20 protein-coding genes and 1 pseudogene are annotated in these 20083 nt (G+C 55.8%); 4 read left to right on the top strand and 17 right to left on the bottom strand.

From position 1 onward, the window contains the following. The 3 genes and pseudogenes from VB144_13115 to VB144_13105 form a co-directional block, all read left to right on the top strand. Positions 1–182 (top strand): hypothetical protein (locus VB144_13115; GenBank protein ID MEA4884569.1); only part of this gene is annotated, 182 nt, incomplete at its 5' end. A gap of 7 nt (positions 183–189) precedes the next feature. Continuing rightward, positions 190–1272, top strand: a pseudogene (locus tag VB144_13110) (cation:proton antiporter). A 179-nt stretch (positions 1273–1451) separates the two neighbouring features. Then, the gene (locus VB144_13105; GenBank protein MEA4884568.1) at positions 1452–1595 is read left to right on the top strand and encodes a hypothetical protein; all 144 of its coding nucleotides are present in this window, start codon (positions 1452–1454) and stop codon (positions 1593–1595) included. Between the two features lie 295 nt (positions 1596–1890). Here the strand turns inward: VB144_13105 and VB144_13100 are convergent, their stop codons facing one another. Together VB144_13100 and VB144_13095 are read right to left on the bottom strand one after the other, a co-directional pair. Next, positions 1891–2109: a hypothetical protein gene (locus VB144_13100; GenBank protein MEA4884567.1), complete on the bottom strand. Its 219-nt coding sequence runs from the start codon at positions 2107–2109 to the stop codon at positions 1891–1893. Positions 2110–2129: 20 nt separating this feature from the next. Then, positions 2130–2588 carry an aspartate/glutamate racemase family protein gene (locus VB144_13095; protein ID MEA4884566.1) on the bottom strand — a complete coding sequence of 153 codons (459 nt, stop codon included), beginning with the start codon at positions 2586–2588 and terminating at the stop codon, positions 2130–2132. A gap of 403 nt (positions 2589–2991) precedes the next feature. On the opposite strand from VB144_13095, the gene VB144_13090 reads away from it, so the two are divergent. Then, a complete protein-coding gene (locus VB144_13090) occupies positions 2992–4554 on the top strand; it encodes a diguanylate cyclase (protein MEA4884565.1) in 1563 nt (520 codons plus the stop codon). Positions 4555–4590: 36 nt separating this feature from the next. Here VB144_13090 and VB144_13085 read toward each other — a convergent pair whose 3' ends face one another. The 15 genes from VB144_13085 to VB144_13015 all read right to left on the bottom strand — a co-directional run bounded on the left by VB144_13085 (position 4591) and on the right by VB144_13015 (position 19922). Next, complete coding sequence (locus VB144_13085) at positions 4591–6450, bottom strand: methyl-accepting chemotaxis protein (GenBank protein ID MEA4884564.1); 1860 nt, start codon at positions 6448–6450, stop codon at positions 4591–4593. 327 nt (positions 6451–6777) lie between these two features. Further along, positions 6778–7647: a DegV family protein gene (locus VB144_13080; protein ID MEA4884563.1), complete on the bottom strand. Its 870-nt coding sequence runs from the start codon at positions 7645–7647 to the stop codon at positions 6778–6780. Positions 7648–7803: 156 nt separating this feature from the next. Beyond that, positions 7804–7995, bottom strand: a complete 192-nt coding sequence (locus VB144_13075; protein MEA4884562.1) for a hypothetical protein — start codon at positions 7993–7995, stop codon at positions 7804–7806. A gap of 386 nt (positions 7996–8381) precedes the next feature. Then, on the bottom strand, positions 8382–8678 hold the full coding sequence (locus VB144_13070; GenBank protein MEA4884561.1) for a hypothetical protein: 297 nt from the start codon (positions 8676–8678) through the stop codon (positions 8382–8384). A gap of 767 nt (positions 8679–9445) precedes the next feature. Continuing rightward, positions 9446–9688 (bottom strand): hypothetical protein, encoded by a 243-nt coding sequence (locus VB144_13065; GenBank protein MEA4884560.1) that lies wholly within the window; start codon positions 9686–9688, stop codon positions 9446–9448. Between the two features lie 116 nt (positions 9689–9804). Then, positions 9805–10833, bottom strand: a complete 1029-nt coding sequence (locus tag VB144_13060) for a dipeptide ABC transporter ATP-binding protein (protein MEA4884559.1) — start codon at positions 10831–10833, stop codon at positions 9805–9807. Positions 10834–10859: 26 nt separating this feature from the next. After that, the gene (locus VB144_13055; GenBank protein MEA4884558.1) at positions 10860–11828 is read right to left on the bottom strand and encodes an ABC transporter ATP-binding protein; all 969 of its coding nucleotides are present in this window, start codon (positions 11826–11828) and stop codon (positions 10860–10862) included. Positions 11829–11859: 31 nt separating this feature from the next. After that, a complete protein-coding gene (locus VB144_13050; protein ID MEA4884557.1) occupies positions 11860–12684 on the bottom strand; it encodes a M55 family metallopeptidase in 825 nt (274 codons plus the stop codon). Between the two features lie 84 nt (positions 12685–12768). Beyond that, positions 12769–14334 carry an ABC transporter substrate-binding protein gene (locus VB144_13045; GenBank protein ID MEA4884556.1) on the bottom strand — a complete coding sequence of 522 codons (1566 nt, stop codon included), beginning with the start codon at positions 14332–14334 and terminating at the stop codon, positions 12769–12771. Between the two features lie 17 nt (positions 14335–14351). After that, a complete protein-coding gene (locus tag VB144_13040) occupies positions 14352–15242 on the bottom strand; it encodes an ABC transporter permease subunit (protein ID MEA4884555.1) in 891 nt (296 codons plus the stop codon). Positions 15243–15271: 29 nt separating this feature from the next. Beyond that, positions 15272–16192: a nickel ABC transporter permease gene (nikB, locus tag VB144_13035; protein MEA4884554.1), complete on the bottom strand. Its 921-nt coding sequence runs from the start codon at positions 16190–16192 to the stop codon at positions 15272–15274. Between the two features lie 56 nt (positions 16193–16248). Further along, the gene (locus VB144_13030; protein ID MEA4884553.1) at positions 16249–17037 is read right to left on the bottom strand and encodes a creatininase family protein; all 789 of its coding nucleotides are present in this window, start codon (positions 17035–17037) and stop codon (positions 16249–16251) included. A 95-nt stretch (positions 17038–17132) separates the two neighbouring features. Next, a complete protein-coding gene (locus VB144_13025) occupies positions 17133–17819 on the bottom strand; it encodes an RraA family protein (GenBank protein MEA4884552.1) in 687 nt (228 codons plus the stop codon). Positions 17820–17850: 31 nt separating this feature from the next. After that, positions 17851–19227 (bottom strand): M20/M25/M40 family metallo-hydrolase, encoded by a 1377-nt coding sequence (locus VB144_13020; GenBank protein ID MEA4884551.1) that lies wholly within the window; start codon positions 19225–19227, stop codon positions 17851–17853. After that, positions 19224–19922, bottom strand: a complete 699-nt coding sequence (locus VB144_13015; GenBank protein MEA4884550.1) for a helix-turn-helix domain-containing protein — start codon at positions 19920–19922, stop codon at positions 19224–19226. Before VB144_13015 ends, VB144_13020 begins: the two co-directional genes overlap by 4 nt. Between the last annotated feature and the right edge of the window lie 161 nt (positions 19923–20083).

The raw sequence follows: 20083 nt of genomic DNA, 5'->3' as shown, positions 1-20083 counted from the left end.
GCCGCCCGTATGACACCTGCGCCCGCCCCGACATCGATACCCGAGCGAGCAAGGCATGGGACATGTTGGAGCCGGAGCCCGCCCGGATCCGCTTGACGGCCCGACAGGCCATAGCGCGGACCGTAGTGACCATTACGAAGTCTGGAGGGCGTTGCTTAGCAAACCCATTAACAGTGTCTTGACAAAGGGGTCCACCTTAATGTGAGCGGGTATATTGTTGCCGGCATACTGATAGGCCCCTATTGCCTTCGAATCATACCAGCATATCTGGTAGAACGCATGGGGTTTGTGGGAGACATAGCGTTGGCGCTTATTGCATTTGGGGTAGGAAGGTTTTTCAAGAGAGAAACCCTTCGGGAAGCCGGCATCAAAGTGGTTGTCATTACTTTGTTTGAGTCACTGTTGGCAGGTGTGTTGGTCACAGTCTCTATGCATTATATCTTCCTGTTGGGCTGGCCGCTATCCTTGTTGCTGGGGGCAATCGCAACTTCCACTGCGCCGGCCAGCACGATCATGACGATAAACCAATATCATGCACGTGGAGAATTTGTGAACACCCTGCTGCAAATCGTAGCGTTTGATGATGTTGTTTGCCTACTCACATTCAGCATAGTTGTGGCACTCATCAACAGAAGGGAAACAGGAGCGTTTTCATATCTTGACCTCGCGCTTCCGCTTCTGCACAATGTCGGAGCAATGGGAATAGGTTTCTTGTTCGGCGTCATACTGAGTAGATTGCTGACACCGGCCAGAAGCTCAGATAACCGTTTGATACTGGCAATTGCACTGCTTCTCGGGCTCTCAGGCTTATGCTCGGTGCTTCAGATATCTCCGCTATTGTCATGCATGGTATTTGGCGCAGTCTATATAAATAGGACCCAAGATAAGGAGCTTTACCGCCAACTCAACCGTTTTTCTCCGCCGATCATGTCGCTTTTCTTTGTAGTATCCGGAATGAAACTGGATATAGGCGCCCTTGCGACATTTGGGCTTGTCGGTGTAGGGTATTTTTTCGTTCGAATCGCTGGAAAGTATGTTGGCGCATTCTTGGGGTGTCTAGCAGCCAAGACCGACAAAACCACTCGCGGCTATTTGGGTCTGGCATTGGTTCCTCAAGCGGGGGTTGCAATTGGCTTGGCTTATCTGGGGCAACGCATACTTCCGTCAGATATCGGAAATGTGATGATGACAATCACATTATCCTCTTCGGTCCTATACGAGTTGATTGGCCCTGCATGTGCCAAGGTGGCATTAATCTGCTCCGGAGCCATCAAGAGAGACCAAGTTAGCAGCTCACCCGTCAGTGCAAATATACATTCGAACACAGAATAGGCAGGCAACTGAGCCGAAATGGAAGGTATCAGCATGGTTTCATCGAATTAGCCAACTGTGCGCGCGCGTGCGCACGATGGTTGCCACGGCGGCCAACAGGAGTAGTCGGGATCCTCCTCATGCTGATCGTAGCGGGCATTGCCCTGCTTCCGCCGCTCGTGACGAAGCGCATCGTCGACGACGCTATTCTCCGCGGCGATCTGGCCCTTCTCGGCAAGCTTGCTGCGTGGAATTCCTCAAGCAGCGACAGACAGGTTACCTGACGGCGCAACTCGGGGAGGTCTCGGCCGTCGGCATGCTGTTCAGCGCGAACACATCCAAGATCCTCGTCTCTGTGGTAGAATTCGTCGGCGCGCTCGCGATCACCATGAACGCGCGTCTGACTGTGATGCTGCTCGCCTTCGTCCCTTTGTATCACGCCGCGGTTAGGTTCCTGTCAGGCGGTTACCGATTCCTGTATGTGGACACCAATCGGAGACGGAGTCACAGTTGCCGTGAAGAAAGCGCGGAGTGCCTGAGCGACCGGGCTTGCTTCTGCGTGCTGCGACTGGACGCTCATCAGGATATATGCTCCTTGGGCGGCGGAGACGCAAAGGCGCGTTTACTCTGAGCCAATCCGAGCCGTGCAATCCCCTCGGCCATGACTACTCCAGCCTTGCCGGGAACAACAACGGGCACCCCCGCCTCCTTCTCAATCAACTCATCGACCCCCAGCATCACGCCACAGCCAAGTATGATTGTACCCACATCGTCCTTCTCAGCCATATCCTGTGCCACAGCCAATGCGCGATCTCTAATCAAGGCCTGTCCGTCAGTCCCATGACCGGAATGCTCAAGGGACTTACTCTGACAATCTTCGAGCTGCCGAATAGTTGAACTCGCCGGCGATTCCTCCGTGCATAATGAAGCGTGGAGATGATCCCAATTCGCTCGCCAATGGTGGTTGCTACTGCCATAGCAGGCTCTCCGATTGCCAACACCGGTATTCTGAGCAGTTCCTTTCCCGCAAGTAGGCCCAGGTTTCCGAAACAGTAAATGAGCGCTGCGTCATAACCCTGACACTCAGCCGTCTTCAGACTCGCCATCAAGTGAGGAGCGGCCATCGCCTCATCATACTCGCACTCTAGCGAGGTGGGTCCCTTATCTATGTTTGAGACGTCGATGGTCGTTAGGGAGCTTGCCACAGTCGAGCAGAGCGTCCCGATCTCATCATTCCATGCGGATGTGGCTACTGGCACAATCACCTTCATTTTCATTGAGCATCCCTCCACACGTGGAGTATTGGATGATAGCAGCCAGGGGTAATCGTCCACCGTGGAGTAGTAGCAACTCCTGCGTGGAACGTTTTTCTGTTACTATAGAACTGAAAGTCCCTGGAAGGAATACGCAGAGGGAAGATGATCCGGTTGACTGGAGACCGAGCTTGGCCGTATTCACCCTGGATCTTCAGTTGGGAATAAGGCAACTCCAAGGCAGTAGCGTTGCACCCGCCCCCCATTGCACCTCTCGTGTGTGGATGACTACAGAGGCAGCGCGTGGTAAAGCACGGCGCTCCGGTTGTCGGTGCACCAGAGCGCCTTTTTACTTCGCTCACCTTGGTTTCGCTCGCAACTTGCACTTACCCCGGAAGAAGGTAAGATCGTTTAGGGGGCGTGCCGGATGGAATACTCCATGATCGGAGCCACATTCGTCTCTGGGATGATCCTGTCGAGCATCGGCATTTATGTGCTGCTCGAAGGCAGACGAGGAAAGAACCTATGGTTTTCAGGGTTCGCGCTTGCAGCGGCCCTGCACTCCTTTGGCTATGCCTTTGAGCTCACTGCCAGCACCGTGGAGATGGCTTTCATATTCATCAAAATCGAGTACTTAGGCATTGCGTTCCAGTCTTTCTTCGGCATCCTCGCAATCATCGAACTTACCGGGAACGATAGGCGATTCGACAAGCGCATAGCCTGGGGAATGCTCTTCTTCTCCCTGTTGACTGTGATACTGGTGCACACCAACAACCTTCACCACTTGTACTATGCCGATCTTGCGCTCACCAAGGTGGGGGCGCTCACCATAATGCGTGTGACACCAGGCATATGGTACAAGGTGTTTGTGGTTTACGTCGAGCTTTGCTTTGCGGTGGGCATCACGATTCTAGCCAGGGCGATAGCCAAGGCGCCGGCTGACTTGAAACCGCAGTACCGGGTGTATCTCATGAGTTTTCTGGCCCCGGCGATAGGCAGTCTCATCTATCTGCTGGGGCTCAGCCCCTACGACACTGATCTGGCTCCATGTTATCTACTTGTCATGAGCGCGCTGCTAGTTCATGGGCTGAACGGCAACCAGCTGTTTAACGTGGTCCCGCTGGCTCAACGCCGAGTGATCGACAGCATGAATGACATTGTAGTCATCATTAGCAAGAACAATCGGATCGTCGACCACAACCCGTCCTTGAATCAGCTGCTTTTCTGCGCCAGCAGAGACCACTTGGGCGAGCATCTATCCACGGTATTCAGTGACTATCCCGAAATCCTTGAATTCGTGATGACCCATTCAGACGATCACGCCAATATCGCGCTGAAGGATGGTTCTAGCCGCGCATATAGAGCAAGCGTCCATACCATCCTGGGCAGAGGGAACAGAGCTCTGGCGAAGTATCTCATTATGACCGACATAACCAACGAGATGAGAACGCTGCAGGCTGTGAGGAAACTCGCCAACCTAGATTCGCTCACCCACATTGCGAATCGCAGATCGCTCCACTCCCAGGTGAAAGAGCTGAAGAAACGGTGCGTAAGCGGCCTGCTCGTGTGCGCAATCATGATAGATATCGACGACTTCAAGCCAGTAAATGACGAACACGGGCACAGCGCTGGCGACATGGTCCTACGGGAAATCGCGTCGATACTGAAAACGAGCTTACGGAGTCAGGACATTCTTGCTCGGTACGGCGGCGAGGAGTTCATCGTAATCGCGCCTGGTATAGGGCTCGACGCCGCAGTGGCGCTGGCGGAAAGGCTGCGTGAAAAGATCTCCGATATCGAGATGGTGTATGAAAACCACACGATTCGAGTCACCGTGAGCGTAGGGGTGGCTGGGGAGATGACTGGCCCCGGCTTTGAGGCCGAGCGCCTTGTAGGAGATGCCGACGCGGCGCTCTATGAAGCGAAGAAGTTAGGGAAGAATCGAGTGGTCCCTTACCGCCGCGATGAGTGTGAATGCAAACAAGGATAAGAGGTCGGGCGCGCTGTTCGTTTGGATATCAACCCTCTATGCGGTCGCGAAATACGATACCAGCTCATTTAGCTTTTGAGCTGAGCTTGACAGCATCTTGGCCGACCCTCTCACGCTCTCAATCGAGTCATTCTGTGCTCTGGCCGACTCTTCCACAGAGGAGGCGTGCTCGCTGTTATCAGCTGTTACCTTTGCCACTTGGCCTATGGCGGACGTGATCTCGCCGGTGCTTGCAGAGACTTCCTCCACCGAAGCGCTGTTCTCTTCGGATATGGCGGCAAGGCCGGTCATGGCATCGCCAACGCGCTGGCTCCGTTCCCGGAGGGCATCGGCCACGCCAATCAGCGATGAAGCCGCCGCCGCTGCTCTTTCTGAAGCGGAGGTTATCGAATTCAGCATCTGACTAGCTTCTTCCGCCATCTGGCTGCTCCGGCTGACCAGAGAGTTGTTGTTTTTAACGGCCTTGATCGTCACTGTGATAGCCTGCGACAACTCCATGATAATGGTGCTGATCTCACCGACCGATCGGCTGGAGCGCTCTGCTAGCTTACGAACCTCATCGGCCACGACGGCGAAGCCGCGACCGTGCTCGCCGGCTCGCGCGGCTTCTATGGCAGCATTGAGCGCCAGCAGATTGGTCTGATCGGCGATGTCGCCGATGGCTTCAACTATGAGCCCGATCCGCTTGGAGCCCTCATCCAGATGTGAGACGCTCTCCAGAGTGGAGTTGAATCCGGCTTCCAGCTTGGGCATGCCGGCAATAACCGCTTCAATGGACTTGTAGCCGCTTGCGGCGGCCTGCCTCGATTCCTCGGCGGCCTCCCTCACCGTAGCAACCACTGTGGCGGCCTCGCGCGCCTCTTCAAGCATGGAGTTGGACACGTCGCTCGCGCTCGCGACAGTCGCGGTCTGATCCTGAACGCCTGTCGCTATCTGAGCTATTGCCGATGAAAGCTGATCAATGGAGAGCTTGGCCGCGTTCATCTGAGTGTTCTGGGCGTGAGCGCCTCTAGATACTTCGGAGAATGCCTTCTGCACCTGGCCAGTGAGGCGCAATTGCTCTTCGGCGCCAAGCATTAGGGTCTGCGCTCCACGTTCGAGCTCATTGCTTACAGCCATGATACTGTTGATCATGGCTCTCCATTTGCCCAGCATGGAGTTGAATGTCCGGGTCAGGTCGGCGAATTCATCTCGAGAGATCACTGCTGCGTCGTTTCTCAGGTCGCCCTGAGCCGCACTCCCCACGACCCTGACTATCTCCCGGATGGGCTTGGTCATCAAGGCCGATGCCATGAAGGCAATCGGCACTACTGCCGCTATTGCCACTGCCACTGCTATGAGCAGCTTCCGCGTGTAGCCTTCGACCAGGCTATCGTAGCTCCTGCTCGGCGTTCCTGTATACAGCATGCCTATGATGTCCCCACGGCTGTCCCGCACCGGCTCATATGCCGTTTGATACCATTGCCCCACCACATTGGCTCGGCCCACGTAGTCCCCGCCGCGCTTCAGAACAGCGTCCGCCACATTCTGTGATGAACTGGTGCCGACCGCTCTCTTGCCTTCGGACGTTAGGACATTTGTGCACACCCTGGTGTCCTTCCTGAACACCGTAACAGTGTTTCCAGTGAGACGTCCAATCTCATCTATCAACTCGTAGTCCTCGTTCATTACGTGAACGCCCTTGAGAATCTGGTCGCCCTGAAGAGACCATTGGCCAGGATGCTTCTGGTCGATGATGTCCCTCACCGTCGCCAAATCCCGTTTGACTCTGGTGTTCACCAGCGATGTTACGTCATTTCTTATGGTGACAACCGACATCATGCCTATGGTCGACGAGACTCCAATGGCCACGACAACAAGCACCAGAGTAAGCTTGGCCGAGAATCCGAATCTCACGCACACCAACCCCCAGATCTGCACTGGTAGAAGGATACAGCCTTCTTAGCATTATGTCGGCATATTAGATCATTTGGATTAGCATCGATTAGGGTGAAAATGGCTATAGCCCGGGCAACAAACCAGCAGACGAAGGGGTATTCCGAACACGTCAGAAGGCTGCGTGATCACGGCGTTGGAAGCAGCAGTCCAGGCGGCAGCGGCAACGTTCTGACGCGCCCGCACTGAAAAGATAGTGAACCTCACGTCGCCGGCGCACGTTCTCCAGATTGTCGAGCCAGCCGAATACGAGTTTCCCACCCTTGTTCAGAGGGTGTGGCAACACCCTCACCTCCTGGCGCCAAGGAAGAACAACGCAATAGTGCCGGGACCCGAGTGCGCACCTATGACAGGATCGACATAGTTTATCAGAGTATCCTTTACACCGAGCCGCTCTCTAACCAGTTTCTCAACATACTGAGCATCCTCAATGCTGTCGCCGTGGGATATGAACACAACCTGCTCAGTCGGGTTTATGCAGGTCTTCTGCATCTCATCTGCAAGCGCCTCAAGTGATCTTCGCCTGCCCCGCACCTTGCCAACAGGAACAAGCCTGCCCTCATCATCAACATGCATTACCGGCTTGACCGAAAGCATCGTGCCCAGCAATGCAGTGGTTGCAGATATCCTCCCGCCCCTCTTCAGATGGAAGAGGTCATCAACTGTGAACCAATGGCACAGGTGAAGCCTGTTTGCAAGGAGCCAGGCGTTTACCTCGTCGATGGATTTGCCTGCGAGCCTCTGCTCCGCAGCGTAATACACTAACAGCCCCTCGCCCAAGGAAGCCGAGAGGGAGTCGACAGTATATACTCTGCGATCTGGATAGGCCTCCCGTAGATGACTTGCCACCATGGCGGCGGCGTTGTAACTACCACTGAGCGCCGATGAGACGCCTATGTAAAGAAGGTCCTTGCCTTGCTTGAGAATGCTCTCGAACGTATGCTGGCATTGTTCCACGCTTATCAGAGAGGTCTCGGCGAGCTCTCCTTTTCTCAGCCTATCATAGAACCGCTTGTGATCCGTCTTCTGCCCCTTAACGTAGCTGTGGAACTCTTCCCCGCCGATTCTGTAAACGAGGGAAAGAATATGAATGCTGTATTTCTCAATCATGTCGTCTGTGAGGTCGGCGGATGAGTCCGTTACTACCTCATAGTTCATAGCTTTCACTCCTTTGTGCAATATCATTCCTGCGTCGATCCTTGATTATCCCGTGCAGCACTCCATGCGAATCTCATCAATGCCCACGGCTGTGGGGTCGCCCTCGTACGGGGCCGACGAGAATACGTTGAGGTATATTGGCATTCCTTCGGCAGTTTAACCGACGTTCAGAGATGCGGGGCTATCCATGCCCGGCACGTAGACCTCTGCCTTGCCGGGAGAGAGGCATTTCCTGAAGAAATGCTGGCTGGAACCATTCAGGCATTTCTCGAGCATGCCAAACTGCTCATATCCGAGTTTCGCGTAGAACCCAGGGGCCTGAAAACCAAAAGTGTTAAGCCAGATCACTGCACAGCCCCTATCTCATGCAGTTTCTTAGGTGGCCGACACTAACCTGCTTCCATAGCCCTCGCCGCGAATTGACTCGTCTATCCAATGGTTCTGCAAACTGCCCCGCACACCTCTCACAATTTCGATTCGACATCCACCATATTGATGGCTGCTGCTTACACCCTATCCTCTCGGCTGCTTTGGTTCGAGACATGCTGTTGAATCTGGCGGTACATATCTCACATTCGAGACCGCGTAGGCAAACAAAAAGACGCGGAGTCGAATTCTCATTAATGGGAAGGAATCGCCGGAAATCCCCCACGCATGAGAATCTGACCCATATTCAGCACCCTCGAGCCTTGAGTCGCTTGGTTTTCAGAGGAAGCGGTTTTCTTGCGGAATTGTTATGCAGACCGACGGCGATAGTGCGATACTCCGAGGGTCCGGAGCATCTTGTCCGGGAACGGCTTTGATTCGGAAAGCAGCCGACTGCCATCGGGAAGCTGAACAAAGATGACAGCATCAAACGAATCCAGGATCGTCCGTGCTGTAGGCCGTTTTGTTGTCCTTTTGCCCGGGAGCGGCAACTCCTCATCAGTGGCTTCAGCATAACGCCTTGCTCGTCGCTGGAACGATACTGTCGATGAAACCAGCATTGAGACGCCCGCGATGTCGATGAAACCAGCATTGAGATCCTCCAAACGCGCGTTCCGGCGAAATTGGCGACACTGCGCGCGAGAGAGCGGGATCATGACATAATGTGGCGCGGCTGGCTTGCAGCTAGACGTGTTTTCTGAAATCGCCCGCGCGCGTCATGGAATCTGCGCGAACCTCGACCGCGGGAGTCGGACCGTCAATGTCGACCAATTGGACACTGACCCCGTGGTCAATGTCCAACTGAGTGGCATTGAGCGCGCGACAATGCCGGTTTGGACGACATTGAAAGCCTGCGGGACCGGAATCTTGAGAACCACGGAGCCGCATCAGCGGCTGTAGACGGCGTGCAAGACGTTGCCTTCCGCGATGCCAAGGCAATGCCAAGGCAATGCCCCAGGTACAGACTATCTAACGAGCTCAGGGCTGCAGCGAAAACCGAGCGATTGAACGCCCAAGGGCGCTGAACATGGGATCTGAGGCGGGTTATCGCTCAAAAATGAGAAACGGCAGGGCATTCGTGCGGGTCTGGGACTGTGCGCAGAAGTCCGCCTCTCGCAGGTACCCTGCTGAGGGTGACTAGATCCTATGAATCGCTTTGCCAGGGCATTCCACCCTGCCAAGATGTGCTTTTCAAGCGATACTCTCTTGCCCCTTAGCTTGCATACTTCGCGGAAATACCTGCTCAGATCATCTTTCTTCCCCCTACAGACACGGGTCCAGTAGTCCTTCCCTAGCTCTGCTTCGGCCGCGACCAGCAGACCCAGAGATGCCATCAGCTCCAACTCTCCCTGCTGGCGTCCGAAACACTCGCCTAGCTCATCATTACCTCAAGGAGCGCATCGGAGGAGGTTTCCGAGTTGAGCTCAATGTAGCGTACATTCGGGGGAGGCGTTGATATCTTCCACACAAGCTCCTCTTCAGGGCCCTGCACCTCATGATCTTCGCAAAGGCGCTCGTTACGACCGATCATCCCTTCACGGACCTCAAGCACGGATTCACTCGAGTTTTTCGCAACGTGCAAGAACCTAACAGACCCGTTCTTTCCAATACTCACTTGCGCCCACCTCCTGCCACTAATGGTATGCCCATGTCCTCCATTCAGTCGCTCCGTGGGAGCGCAACACAGACCGACGAGTCTAGCAGCATCACGGCGCCGGTCTTCTCCACCGATCAGGAAACCCCTCTCGTTTCCGAAGCTGAAGGAATTCGACCCTCTTTGCCCTCACATGCCTCATGAAGGTGACAGGCAACGAAATGCCCTTCATCAACCTCGGTGAACACTGGGTCTTCTGCCGAGCATACCTCCTGGGCGTGTGGGCACCTGGGATGGAATCTGCACCCTGACGGTGGGTTGATGGGGCTGGGTATCTCCCCCTCAAGCAGGATTCGATGCTTCTTCCGCTCAGGGTCTGGCACCGGCACGGCAGAGAGCAAAGCCTGGGTATAAGGATGCATCGGGGAGCGGTACAGGGTCTCCTTGGAGGTGAGTTCAACCAGTCTTCCGAGGTACATCACCGCCACCCGATCGCTTATGTGCTTCACCACACTCAGATCGTGGGCGATGAATAGGTATGTCAACCCCAGATTTGCCTGAAGATCCTGCAGAAGGTTGATGACCTGAGCCTGAATCGACACATCGAGGGCCGATACCGGCTCGTCGCACACAATCAGCTTGGGGTTGACCGCCAGGGCCCTGGCTATCCCGATTCTCTGGCGCTGCCCTCCCGAAAACTCGTGCGGGTATCGACTTGCATGGTATGGGGAAAGGCCCACTACATCCAGCAGTTCCTGAATACGCTTTTGCTTCTCGCCGCCGTGCGGGACACCGTGAACTTCCAATGGTTCGCCTATGATCTGCCCCACGGTCATCCTCGGGTTGAGCGATGCATACGGATCCTGGAACACAATCTGCATCTCCCTGCGCAAAGCTCGAAGGTCTCGCTTGCCAAGCGAGCGCACATCCACCCCGTCAAAAGCGACCTTGCCTGACGTAGGTTCGATCAGCCGCAGTATCAGCCTGCCTGTGGTCGACTTCCCACAACCGCTCTCTCCAACAAGGCCCAGTGTCTCGCCGCCCTGGATAGAGAAGCTCACGCCATCCACGGCTTTAACAACACCTGAACCCTTCGAAAACATCCCTCTGCTCTTCATGGGAAAGTGTTTCACAAGATCCTTTACCTCAAGAAGCTTTTCTGCCATTTCCGGCCCTCCTCACTCCGCCGCCCCTAAGCGTACTTCCAGCATCTCACGTTATGGCCATCCGCAATGCTGGTGAACCCGGGTTCCTCATTCCGGCAAACGTCCATTGCGGAGCTGCATCGGGGATGGAATCTGCAACCCTTCGGCATGTTGAAGGGGCTCGGAACTACGCCATCGATAGACTGAAGCCTCGCGCGGTCCTCATTGAGCTTGGGAATAGACCCAAGAAGGCCCATGGTATACGGATGAGCAGGCCTTCGGAACAGTTCTTTGACGCCCGCATTCTCCATGACCTTTCCAGCATACATGACTATGACACGGTCGGCAGTCTCTGCAACGACTCCAAGATCGTGAGTGATCAGCATCACCGAAGCGCCAAGGTCGTTTTTGAGCGCCATAATGAGTTCGAGGATCTGCGCCTGCACCGTCACATCTAGAGCCGTAGTCGGTTCGTCGGCGATCAAGAGCTCGGGGTTACACGAAAGCGCCATGGCGATCATCACCCTCTGCCTCATTCCGCCGCTCATCTGATGCGGATAATCGTCCACACGGCGTTCGGGTGAAGGAATTCCCACCGATCTCAACATGCGGATGGTCTTGTCTCTCGCATCTTGCCTTCCAAGCTGCTGATGGAGCGCTATTGCCTCCATTATCTGTTCCCCCACAGTGAGGACAGGGTTCAGGCTTGTCATCGGCTCCTGGAATATCATGGCGATATCATTGCCCCTGATGCGTCGCATCTCGTTCATGCGCTTCGCCAGAAGGTTCTCTCCTTTGAAGATGATCTCTCCATTTTCGATCCTGCCAGGAGGGTTTGGGATGAGCCGCATCACCGAAAGAGCCGTGACGCTCTTGCCGCTTCCACTCTCACCGACAATCCCGACAGTCTCACCCTCGCCCAGTGAGAAGCTTACATCCTCTATAGCCGGCACTACGCCATCCTCAGTGTAGAAACATGTTTTGAGGTTCCGCACTTCCAACAGTGGTTTGTCCATGTCGCGGGCGCTCCTTCCCACAGAGGCTAACTCACATCTCGTACTTCAAACGATACAAAACGAGTTCCTGAACTCTGAATACCTGCTCAGGATCGCCAGTGAACGAGACGGTTCGAGAGCCCAGTCGCTTCACGCCGGGAACAAGTTCGGCTGCGTCTGCCATGTCGGTTCGGTAGAAGTCAATCTCCATGCAGAGGGGGTTAGGCGCCGACACTGGCCTGAACTGCTTGAGATTCCCCAGTGCCTCTCTTGCTGTTTCGCGTATGAGGGCCCTTGCCCGCTCAGGATGGAGCGAGCGTGCGCAATAGCGGCTATACCCCTCTTTGACCACTGCCCCCTTGACATCCGGCAGCACTGATTGGGTCTGCTCAACCATGGCCCGATCGCCGCTCACCATCACCAGCGGGACTCCGTAGTACCCGGCTGTGATCGCATTCAGGCACGGTTCATTGAGAGTGGCTCCGCCGATTCGGATGTTGTAGACCATCCTGCTCACCCAGGAATGGTCCAGCACTCCCCTGTGCGTCCCGGCCATCGCGTGCGCTCCTGTCACGAGTAATGCATCGTAGGTGTCGTCGATCCCCTGCATCTGCAGAGAGTCTCTGATCGCGCCCCTGACAAGCTCAGCCTCAGGATGCAGCTGCTCAGGGAGGATATTCTGCATATTGGCATGCGCGTCGCACACCACAACCTGGCTCGCGCCTGCATCGATGGCGCCTTGAACAGCCGCGTTGACCTCACACGTCATCAGGCGTTTGCCCATCTCGTATTCGGACTCGCCCGGAACGCACTGCAGCAAGCTGACCACGCCCGCCGTGCCCTCGATGTCGGCGCTTATGAACACTCTCAGTCCCAAAAGGCTCACCCTCCTGAAGTCATCCTAGAGACGAACACCCGGAGCCCAGAAAGGTCGGGTGTTCGCCTATAGGTGTTATCCCATCTACTTCTGAACCGTGTGGAACAGGATGTAGTTTGACGCAAGCCACTGAAGGCCCTTTACGTTGCTCCTCACTCCGTAGATGCCCATCATCTCGTAGAGGAAGATCCACGGTGCATCATTCCACACCATCTCCTGCGCTTGGGCCAGGAGCGCCTTCTGCTTCGTCTGATCGAAGGTCTGAAGAGCCTGGTCAAGCAGGTTGTCCACAGTCTTGTTGCTGTAGAAGCAGCGGTTGTATTTGACAGGCGCCCACGAACCCGTGTTGAAGAACTCATCCATGATGGTGGCTGCCTCTCCAGTCCTTGCGCCGATACCCATCATGACCATGTTCTTTCCGGCCTTCTTGGATTCGGCGGGATTCTTTATGATGTTGTCGATGAAGGCAGACATCTCAAACGGGATGATCTTCACCTTGACGCCGACTTCGCCAAGCATGGCCTGTATGGCCTGCGGAACCTCAGGCATGAACCCTGCCCCAGACGCAGGCGCCCACAGGTTGGCTTCGAATCCCCTTGGGTAGCCCGCCTCGGTCAGCAGCTTCTTCGCCTTCACCGGGTCATACTCATAATCCGGCTGACCGCTATAGCCCCATACTTTGGAGTTGACTGGAGCAGAGAGCGGTTTTGCCGTTCCCCTCAGTATCTCGTCAGTTATGATGCTGACATCAACTGCGTAGTTGAGGGCCCGTCTGACACGCACATCGTCGAAGGGCTTCTCGAGCACGTTCAGCCCGATGAACCAGCCTCTGAGCACAGGCACCTTGTGAATGTCGATATCCTTGCTCCGCTCGAGGCGCTTCATCTCATCAGGCATTATGGTGTTCGCCACATCAGCCTGGCCAGTCTCGAGCATGATAACGCGGGCGCTCGGCTCGGAGACCGGTTTGAACACGAGCTCGCTGATCTTGGGTTTGCCGCCCCAGTAGTTCGGGCTGGGCGTGAGTGTAGTATGGTCGGCGGGCATCCACTCCTTGAACACCCATGGGCCGGTGCCCACGGGATGGAACGGATAGTCGTCGCCCCACTTCTTAACGGCAGTTGGGCTGCAGATCAGGCCTCCGAGGTCGGTCATGACAGCCAGGAACGGCGCGTACGGCTTGATGAGAGTGAACTTGACAGTGTGGGTTGCTGCCACGTCCACCTTCTTGATCATGTCAAAAGCCCCGCGTGCTCTGGCGGCTTTCTTCGGGTCGAGCAATCGATCGAAATGCGCCTTGACGGCAGCAGCGTCAAAAGCAGTTCCGTCCTGGAACTTCACGCCCTTCCTCAGGTTGAAAGACCATGTGAGGTTGTCGGAGCTAACGTTCCACGACTCGGCAAGCACCGGCTCGATATCGCCAGTACTCCCCATCCTGACAAGGGGTTCGTAGATCTGCTGATTCACTGCAGCAGATCCTGGATCGATGGAATTGATCGGGTCCAGGTTGGATATGTCCACATCGATCGCGTACACTATTCGTCCACTGTCTGCGCTGGTCGCAGGGGCATGAGCGACCATGGCGGATACCGCAACTAGAACCAGTAGGGTCTTGCAGAGAGTCCAGATATCCTTGGTTGGCATACGCATGTTAGTTCGTCTCCTTTCTACTTATCCTTGAGTTTGGGATCCAAAGCATCGCGAACCCCGTCTCCCAGCAGGTTGAAACCGACCACGGTCATGAGTATCGCCAGGCCAGGGAATGCCGCGATGTGAGGCGCCACTCGTAGCACATCGCGTCCGCCGCTCAGTATCGCTCCCCACTCGGGCATCGGGGGCTGCGCGCCGAGGCCCAGGAAACTGAGGGACGCCGCAGCTAGTATCGTAGTCCCCAGCCGCATAGTCGACATTATGATAACTGGAGTCGCTATGTTAGGAAGAATATGGCGAAACAGTATACGGCCATCTGTATCGCCTATTGCTCTGGCGCTCTCAACAAACTCCTGTTCCCGCAGTGACAAGACTCTGCTGCGAACCACCCTCGCAAAGCTGGGAACTGAGTACAACCCCACGGACACCATGGCGTTGAACAGGCCGCGCCCCAGAACGGATATGATCGCTATCGCAAGGAGAATGCCCGGAAACGCCAGCAGCATGTCCATCAGCCTCATGATGGTCATATCCACCCAGCCGCCGTAATACCCGGATAGAAGACCAAGCAGTGTGCCGGCAAACGCAGCGATTGCCACACTCACAATCCCGGCCAATAGCGAGTATCTGCTTCCGTACATTATCCGGCTGAGCATGTCGCGCCCCAGGGTGTCGGTGCCAAGCCAATGCTCTGACGACGGCCCCTGCAGCCTAGCCATGAAGCTCGGTTTGCTGGGGTCGTAAGGCGCTATGAGCGGCGCGAAGATAGCCACAGCAACGAAGAACAGCACGACGCATCCACCCATTACCGCCATACGGTTTCTCAGCAGACGGCGCCATAAGGCCCTTATCTGTGATCGCGCAGCAGGAGCGCCTGCATTCAGAGTATTCTGATCTACACTACCCATGGTCACCCGCTCCTTGTCTCTCGTCGCCATCACTCGTACCTGATCCTCGGATCGAGCAGCCCATACGTAACATCGACGGCCAAGTTGATCAGGCTGACGATGACAGCCATCATGAGGAGCCCGCCCTGAACAACCGGATAGTTCTTGGTCAATATGGAATCCACCATCAGTTTGCCTACGCCCGGCCAGGCAAACACCGACTCTATCACTACCGATCCGCCCATCATCCCACCGAACTGGATCCCGATTACCGTTATGATTGGGATCATCGCGTTCTTCAGCGCATGTTTCCAGATCACGACCTCTTCGCTGAGCCCTTTAGCGTGGGCAGTGCGGATGTAGTCCTCTTCCACCACATCCAGCATGCTGGAGCGTGTCAGCCGAGCTATTAGCGCTGCGGGCGTCGCCGCCAGGGTGAGTGCAGGAAGTATGAGATGGATGAACCCACCTCTTCCCACAGCAGGCAGCCATCCTAGTTGCACCGAAAAAACCAACATCAGTATCAGGCCTAACCAAAACGACGGCATCGACGCAAACACCAGAGTTGTCAGCATCATCGCATGGTCGAACGCAGAGTATCTTCTAACAGCAGACACAATTCCCACAGTGATCCCGACCACGGCAGCCAGGAGAAGCGCTGTGCATGCCAGTTCCAGAGTGGCAGGCAAGCGACTTTTGAGCTCGCTGACAACAGGCCGCTTTGAATGCGTGGAAGTTCCCAGGTCTCCGCGGACCGCCTTCCATACGAAGTCGAAATACTGGACCACTAAGGGCCTATCCAGTCCCATCTCGTGACGGAGCATCTCTATGGTCTGCTGATCAGCCGCATCTCCCAGAATGAGCGCAGCTGGATCGCCCGGGGTGAGGTGAAGGATCAGGAAGACCATCAGAGTCACACCAAGCAGCAACGGAATCATCCAGAGGATCCGCTTACCTACGAATCGCAGCACTCACCATTCACTCCCTTCTCCCTACCGCGCCCCCAGAACCAACTCGCAGGAATCCTCTACTCGTTCGGAAGCGGCGCCTCTTTGAACGCCTCGATGAATTCAGCCAGGCGCCGAATGACCTGATCGACCATCTTTCTTCCCCTATCGGAGGACGCCTCCAGCGGATTCCCCCTCGTGCCGGTTTCGCTGATCTCCTGCGACTGCAAGTACACCTCTATCGGAGTGCCATGGAAGTCCAGCTGGGACGTGCTCTTTGCAGGAATCCCCCACTTATTCCCGTACTGGTCAGCCTTGGCGAGGTCCATGCGGACATGCTCGGGGAACAGGGACTGCATCACAGATGTCTCAGGTTCTGCTCCATGACCGAACACCGCGGCGAAATTCTCATACATGGGCGGGCAGAATGCCTGGATGACGCCCCATGGGAAGAATGTGGCCATCTCAATGCCCATTTCCCGGCGTAGCTTGCGGGCGACATAGTCGAGAGCCACGGAGTTGGTACGGTGGTTGTTTACGAAGATTATCCTCTCAACCCCGTGCCGGACGAGGTTCGACACCACATCCGCGACGACCATTGATAGGGTATCGGGATCGAGAGAGATTGCGCCCGGTATGTCCCTAACTGCGTCACAGTATCCAAACGGAATCGTCGGCGTCACGAGCGCATTCCCCGATTTCATGGCAGCCTCGAGCGCCACGTATTCCGCCACCATGTAGTCCGTGCCGAGAGGCAGCTGTGGACCATGGGGTTCCACTGCGCCCATGGGGATCAACACTACAGGCTTTTGGGCCAGCGCTTCTTCAGCTTCTTTCCACGAAAGCTTGGCCAATTCACAAGTACGCATTCCTACAAACCTCTTCTCATAACTTGTTGGTGTGTCTAGTGCGTCAGCTCCAAACCTGGCGATCCGGCGACCACCTGCAGGGCGAAGCTGTAAACCTATTTGATCTCGGCGTTCTTCGCTGCGATGATCTCGCTTGCCGAGTCTATGGCGATGAAACCGCCGCCCTCGACAATCTTGAGCCACGCATCTTCCTTGGCTATCCTCTCCCGCACCTTCTCAACGACCGCCTCGGCCTCGCGTCTGGGCACGACTACGACCCCGTCTTCGTCTCCGACTACGATGTCGCCTGGTTCTACGACTACCCCTCCGCATGAGATTGAGGTGTTGATCTGGCCGGCGCCTTCCTTGGTGGGCGCCGCAGGAGTCACGCCTACTGCGTAGATAGGCAGGCCCGTTTCGCGAGATTGCTCCACATCGCGGATCACTCCGTCAGTGACTACTCCGGCGATTCCTTTTTTGGCAGCCATCATGCTCATGAACCCGCCCCAGACGGAAAGCGATGTGTCTCCCTGTGTCGCTATGACGATCACATCTCCTGGCTGGGCAATCTCGATCGCCTTCAGCGAAAGGAGGTTGTCGCCTGGCCTCGCCTGAACAGTGATGGCGGTTCCGCACAGCTTGCTCATGGGCTTGTACACGGGTCCGACACGGTAGTCCATAGTGAAGAGGCGGCTCATGCTGTCGGATATGTTAGCTGCGACAAAACCACGGTACTGTTCTACGATTCCTTTGGCCGGTCGTTCGATTGAAGTGTAGATCTTGAAACCTGTCTCCTTAGCCACGGAAACCTTCCTCCCTCAGATTGAGCTCGAATTAACGGGAATACTCTGCAATCAGCTGAATAACAGTGGCTATTCCCTTCAGGTAAGCCTCGCGCGTAGTGTACTCGTTCGGCGAATGGGATCGGTCTTCAGCAGGGCCCAGCCTCGCGAACACATAGGGAACCCCAAGCTGCTCAAACACGCATCCCGGGCCTGAGCCCTCCACAATCGGCTTTACGACGGGCTCCCCGTAATTGGACCGCATTACGTCGAGCACCTTGCGTACTATATCCGCGTCTGGATCACTCTTCGAGGCAGCCATGGCCGAATCCACGCTCACTTCTATATCGCTGAACCCCTGTTCGCAGAGGTGTGACCTGAGCTTGGCGATGATGTCGTCAGGGTCTTGCTTAGGCGCCAGGCGGAAGTCAACCTTGGCCCGGGCAGTGTGAGGAATGACAGTCTTCGAGCCAGGGCCGCTGTAGCCTGTTGATATTCCACAGATGGTGCACGTGGGCTCGAAGTACAGCCTCGTCAGGAGCTCCTCCCCGCGCAAATCCTCGTATCCATCGCGGAGACGCTGTATCGTCCAGTCCTTCAGAATGTCCTCAGCCGTCAGACGAGAATTGGCGATGAGCCTGATATCGCTGGGACTTGGGCCGACCACATCATCGTAGAACCCGGGAATGGCGATTCTCTGATCCGGCCCATACAACGAACGCAGCGCCCAGACAAGCCGCCACGCAGCATTATCGACCAATGGCGCCTTCCCCGAATGCAGATCCCGGGTGGCCGATTCCACGCTGAGCTCTACATACACCATGCCTTTCATGCCAAGGCATACTTCTGGTCGGCCGTCCGCATGGACGCCTCCGTCGAACCACACCATGTCGTCGCACTTGAGGAAATCGAGGTTTTGGGGTATGAAGTCCGCGATGCTCTCACTCCCCATCTCCTCCTCACCCTCAAGGATGAACTTGACGGTGCATGGAAGAGACCCAACCGTCTCCACATAACTCTGAATGGCCTTTACGATGCAGAAGAAATTGCCCTTGTCGTCCACTGCGCCCCGAGCATAGATGCGGCCTTCGCATTCACAAACTGCGAACGGCGGGTGTTCCCATGCCTCAATGGGATCAGGCGGCTGCACATCATAGTGCCCGTAAAACAGGACGGTCCTGGGAGACGTCCCCTGAATCTCGCCCACGATTATCGGATTGCGTTCTGTTTTGAAGACGTTGACTGTCATGCCCATGCCCCTGAGGTGAGCCGACAGAAACTCCACGCACTCGGAGACGCCGCTTCGGTTGGCGGATACGCTTGGAATGCGCAGAAGCGCCTTCAGGTCGTCAACATACCGTTCCTCATTCTCAGCGGCATGCTTCAGAACCTGTTCAACGTGCGTGTTTTGAGTATCGCGACATGTCATGACCCATTCCTCTCGCTTTCCGTCAAATGCTTCAGAATCGCCACCTGGGTGTCTGCCTCTGTGCCCGCGCTGCCAGGGCCGCCGGGGCCGCCGGCGGAATCAGAATCAAACATCGCCAGCGGATGCTTGGTAGCGATCGCCCAAATGGACCTGCACCTCTCGGGTCCTTTGTTGGCCCACATATGAGGAATGGCGCTGGGGAAGGATATGGTATCCAGCAGGCCAAGGTTGAAGACTCGGTCGCCCACTGTCACTTCCAGACACCCTTCGACTACCATGCCTTGTTCAAACCCCTGGTGACACACGGCCTCCGTTCCTCCGCGAGCCCCAGGCATCGCCTCTATCATGAAGAACTCGACATCGTCAGACACGGGCGACACGATGGCAGTATACGACACTCGAGAACGCGGGTATGCATAGACACGCTTGTTGTTGTGCGACACCTGCTCATTATGGGCGCCTGGTTCCCTTGCAAAGAAAAACGCCGTAGGAACGCCGAGCGCTTTAGAGATCCTACGGAGCGAGCTGATGGATGGGTTTCCTAGATCTCGTTCGATCTTGCTTATCAAACCCGTACTGAGCTGTGATGCTTCCGCCAATTCCTCGATCGTCATGCCCTTTTGCACTCTCAGCTCGCGTATCGCTGCCCCAAGCAACACCTCGTCATCGCTGCCCATGTGATTGGCGTCGGTCATTGATACACCTCCGAGATTGGCCCCTCACCGCTCGGCCCACTCAGCCTGCTCAACCTGCGGGTTCGCCGGCCCAGAGCCCATTCTGACGTCGCTTCTATTTTACTTTGAGTGATGCATTTCGCTGTGAGTGAAGAAACTCCTTCTTTTGTGCGTCAGAAATC

It is taken from the genome of Clostridia bacterium (genome assembly GCA_034926675.1).
In the GTDB taxonomy this organism is placed as follows: Bacteria; Bacillota; DTU025; order DTU025; family DTU025; genus JAYFQW01.
The sequence above is the reverse complement of the archived record's forward strand: the minus strand, read 5'-3'. Positions and strand labels throughout refer to the sequence as shown.

Bases quoted from the DNA above. Each gene is read 5' to 3' on its own strand.
- VB144_13020 (MEA4884551.1), bottom strand. From the start codon at position 19,227: ATGACATGTCGCGATACTCAAAACACGCACGTTGAACAGGTTCTGAAG.
- VB144_13055 (MEA4884558.1), bottom strand. From the start codon at position 11,828: ATGGACAAACCACTGTTGGAAGTGCGGAACCTCAAAACATGTTTCTAC.
- VB144_13040 (MEA4884555.1), bottom strand. From the start codon at position 15,242: ATGGGTAGTGTAGATCAGAATACTCTGAATGCAGGCGCTCCTGCTGCG.
- VB144_13095 (MEA4884566.1), bottom strand. From the start codon at position 2,588: ATGAAAATGAAGGTGATTGTGCCAGTAGCCACATCCGCATGGAATGAT.
- VB144_13060 (MEA4884559.1), bottom strand. From the start codon at position 10,833: ATGGCAGAAAAGCTTCTTGAGGTAAAGGATCTTGTGAAACACTTTCCC.
- VB144_13030 (MEA4884553.1), bottom strand. From the start codon at position 17,037: ATGCGTACTTGTGAATTGGCCAAGCTTTCGTGGAAAGAAGCTGAAGAA.
- VB144_13090 (MEA4884565.1), top strand. From the start codon at position 2,992: ATGGAATACTCCATGATCGGAGCCACATTCGTCTCTGGGATGATCCTG.
- VB144_13080 (MEA4884563.1), bottom strand. From the start codon at position 7,647: ATGAACTATGAGGTAGTAACGGACTCATCCGCCGACCTCACAGACGAC.
- VB144_13045 (MEA4884556.1), bottom strand. From the start codon at position 14,334: ATGCGTATGCCAACCAAGGATATCTGGACTCTCTGCAAGACCCTACTG.
- VB144_13015 (MEA4884550.1), bottom strand. From the start codon at position 19,922: ATGACCGACGCCAATCACATGGGCAGCGATGACGAGGTGTTGCTTGGG.
- VB144_13105 (MEA4884568.1), top strand. From the start codon at position 1,452: ATGCTGATCGTAGCGGGCATTGCCCTGCTTCCGCCGCTCGTGACGAAG.